Origin of the sequence: Streptomyces sp. NPDC050743, assembly GCF_044456925.1 — a bacterium.
Lineage (GTDB): Bacteria > Actinomycetota > Actinomycetes > Streptomycetales > Streptomycetaceae > Streptomyces.
In genome coordinates, this window is sequence record NZ_JBITGJ010000273.1 from 1 (window position 1) to 3,137 (window position 3,137).

Annotated in this window: 4 protein-coding genes; all 4 read right to left on the reverse strand. The window is 72.3% G+C overall.

The window, feature by feature from the left end:
• Nucleotides 1-349: 349 nt before the first annotated feature.
• A complete protein-coding gene (locus tag ACIBJF_RS52810) occupies nt 350-538 on the reverse strand; it encodes a DUF1272 domain-containing protein (RefSeq protein ID WP_399185025.1) in 189 nt (62 codons plus the stop codon).
• 122 nt (nt 539-660) lie between these two features.
• Nucleotides 661-1,572 (reverse strand): phosphotriesterase, encoded by a 912-nt coding sequence (locus tag ACIBJF_RS52815; RefSeq protein ID WP_399185028.1) that lies wholly within the window; start codon nt 1,570-1,572, stop codon nt 661-663.
• On the reverse strand, nt 1,569-2,090 hold the full coding sequence (locus ACIBJF_RS52820; protein WP_399185026.1) for a DUF4865 family protein: 522 nt from the start codon (nt 2,088-2,090) through the stop codon (nt 1,569-1,571). Before ACIBJF_RS52820 ends, ACIBJF_RS52815 begins: the two co-directional genes overlap by 4 nt.
• 78 nt (nt 2,091-2,168) lie before the next feature.
• A partial coding sequence (locus ACIBJF_RS52825; RefSeq protein WP_399185027.1) for an IS110 family transposase occupies nt 2,169-3,137 on the reverse strand: 969 nt, incomplete at its 5' end.

Below are 3,137 nucleotides of genomic sequence, written 5' to 3' on the forward strand. Positions count from 1 at the left end.
CCGAGCCGCCGGCTCCGGTGGCGGCCTGAGCCGTAGATCCCCGCTCAGCCCTGGAGGGCGACGCATCCCCTCCCTTCAGGGAGGGGAGCCTTCAATGCCTCCCGGCAGCAGCACTCGGCACCTCGTGAGGCCGGGCCCCATGTGCCCAGCGAGCCGCCGACGGCGCCAGGCGGCCCCGTGCCGCCGCGACACCGGGCCAGGCCGCGGCCGAGGAAGACACCCGAGTGCCGGCCCTGACCTACGGCAAGCAGGCTACGCGGCAGTGTGATCCTCGCCGACCAGCGAGCGGATGTGGGCTTGCCGAGCCGAACCAGCCCTGTCTGCCGAGCTGTTCACCGCCGGTGCCGCCTCATGAGGCAGCGGCCGGTCTGCGGGGTCGCGCGACCAGTTCGCCGCCGCAGTTGGGGCAGATTTGCCCCAGCGCCTCGCCGCACGCTTCGCAGAACGTGCACTCATAGGAGCAGATGCGGGCAGGGCCGTCCGCGGGGAGCGGGGTGGTCGTACAGCGCTCGCAGCGTTCGCGCATCTCCAGGGCCATGGCCGTGTCGTTTCCTCGGGGTGGGGCCGGTGGTGGTCCGCCCCCCATTCTGTGGAGGGCGGCCGGAGCGGGAACCGTCCGGTGGGACGGGCATCGATGTGATCGGGCCGGATCCGCTCCGCTCACGTCCAGTCGACCGCGAACGCCCGCCCCGGATGCTCGGTGAGGACGCGGTCCACCAGGTCCGCGCCCAGTGCGGCGTCCAGCCGGGGCCGTACCTGGCGCAGCAGGTACGGCATCCCGGGCCCGCCGTCGGCCGAGCGGGCCCCGGCGACCACCGTGTCGCCGCCGAGCAGCAGCCGGTCGCCGAAGCCGGCGTCCGCCAGGGCCCGCAGCGCCTCCGGCATCCGCCAGTCGGTGGCGTGGTGGGCGCGGGAAGGCCCGTCGAAGGCCAGCCAGCAGCCCGCTGCGGCGGCCTGTCGGTGCACCACCGGGTCGGGGAAGCGGTTCAGGTGGCCCAGGATTACCCGATCCCCCGGCACGCCCAACTCGCCGCACAGCAGGTCGAGTACGTCCAGCGCGCCCGTGCCCAGCTCCAGGTGCACGGCGATGGGCGCACCGGTGGCGTGGTGCGCCTCGGCCGCCGCCGTCATCGTCCAGCGGGCGTGTGCGTCGAGCGCGTGGAAACCGCCCGCGACCTTGATCAGCCCGGCTCGCACCCCCGTCGTGCCGATGCCGTCGGTCAGCTCGGACACGAACAGTTCGGCGAGGCCGCCGCCGCGCAGCCGGTCGAGCGACTCGGAGTCGTAGTGCGCGGCTTGGTGCAGACCCGCGGCGCAGACCAGCCGCACCCCCGTGGCCCGCGACAGCTCCGGCAGGTCCGCCGCCCGCCGTCCCATGCCGTACGGCGTCCACTGTACGACGGCCGCTCCGCCCGCCGCCCGGAACGCGGCCAACTCGGCCCGCGCCGCCGCCGGGTCGTTCAGCTCCAGGCTCGGCAACTGCGGGCTGCGCAGGAAGAGATGGTCGTGCGCGTCGCACACGCCCAGCTCCTCGGGCCGAATGTCGCCGAGGACGGTACGGACGCGGCTCAGCACTGCCGCCCGCGCGGGAGCCGGTCGCGGCCCGGCGCGGACAGGTGCAGCACCTGGTAGGGGTCGCCGTCGGCCTTGGGCGTGTCGTGCTCCCAGAGCGAGAAGTGGACCAGCTCCCACGCGCGCGTGTCGACGGCCGCCGCCGCGAGGACCGCGCCGTCCGCCGCCGCCAGCCGCCCGGTCTCGGCCGCCGCGTCCGCCATGAACGCGGCCAGCTCCACGCCCTCCGGCACCGGCTGACGCCGCCGCACGGCGAACACGGGCGCTGCCCCGGTCGCGGTGCCCTCCTCGAACGCCAGGCCCGTCCACTGACGGACCGCCGGCCGCCCGAAGTCGTCGACGGGCCCCTGGAAGGCTCCTCCCCACAGGAAGCTGTTCATGCCCTCCATGGTGTTCCAGAGGTAGAACGGCCCGTACTCGTTCACCGGGGAGCCGTGCACCCCGCGCTCGCGCAGCACGTACGTCTTGATGCCGAGGCCGTCCCAGTCGTCCAGCAACACGGGAGCGGACGATGCCATGTCGTAGTCGGCGGATAGAACCGCAGGGACACCCTTGCATGTACGAATCCGCGCAGGGGGGTGCCTCTATGTCTTTGGTCAAGCGAGGCGTGGGGTTCTGGGTTCGTAGAAGGTGCCGTCGCGGAGCATCGCGAACAGCACGTTGATCCGCTGACGGGCCAGGCGGAGAAGTGCCTGGGTGTGGGTCTTCCCGCGGGCTCGGCATCGGTCGTAGTAGGTGCGGGAGGCGGGATGGTGCAGGGCGGCGAACGCGGACAGGAACATCGCGCGTTTGAGTTGTCGGTTGCCGCCTCTGGGCGCGTGTTCGCCGTGGATCGAGGTCCCCGACGACTTGGTCGTCGGGGCCAGGCCGGCGTAGGAGGCCAGGTGGGCGGCGGTGGGGAAGCTGGTGCCGTCGCCGACGGTGACCAGCAAGGCGGCGGCGGTCCTGACGCCTACGCCGGGCAGCGACGTCAGGACCTTGGAAAGAGGGTGAGCCTCCAGCAGCTGTCCGATCTGCGTTTCCAGGGCTCGTCGCTGTTCGTGGACGGCCGCGAGCGAACGGGCCAGGGATGGGATCACGACGTCGAGGGTGCCGGTGCCCGGGACCACGACGGTCTGCTCGTCGAGGGCGTCGAAGACCTCGTCGATCAGCCGGGCAGCCATGCGTGGAGCCTTGGGCCGGATTACCTCAACGAGCTTGCGATGACCGGCTTTTCGCAGGCTGGCCGGGGATCCGTAGCGTTCCAGCAGCCAGGTCACCGCGGGGTGGTCCAGGCGTGGGCCAAGGACGCGCTCCAGGCTGGGGTGGAACTGGGTGAGCAGCCCGCGTATCCGATTGGAAGTGCGGGTGGCCTCGGCCGCGAGGTCCTGGTCGAAGCCGACCAGCACGGTCAGTCCCTTCAGTTGGAGATCAGCTGCTTCGCTGTAGTTCGGGGTGTGGTGGTGGTCGTGCCGTGGGGTGTCTGGCTTTGTGGGCGTGTTTGCGCCGCCGGTGGCAGGCCCGGGCGACGGCTTGGTGGCAGCGTCGCCACCATGACCAGTGCAGGCCGTGGTGGATCCGCTGGG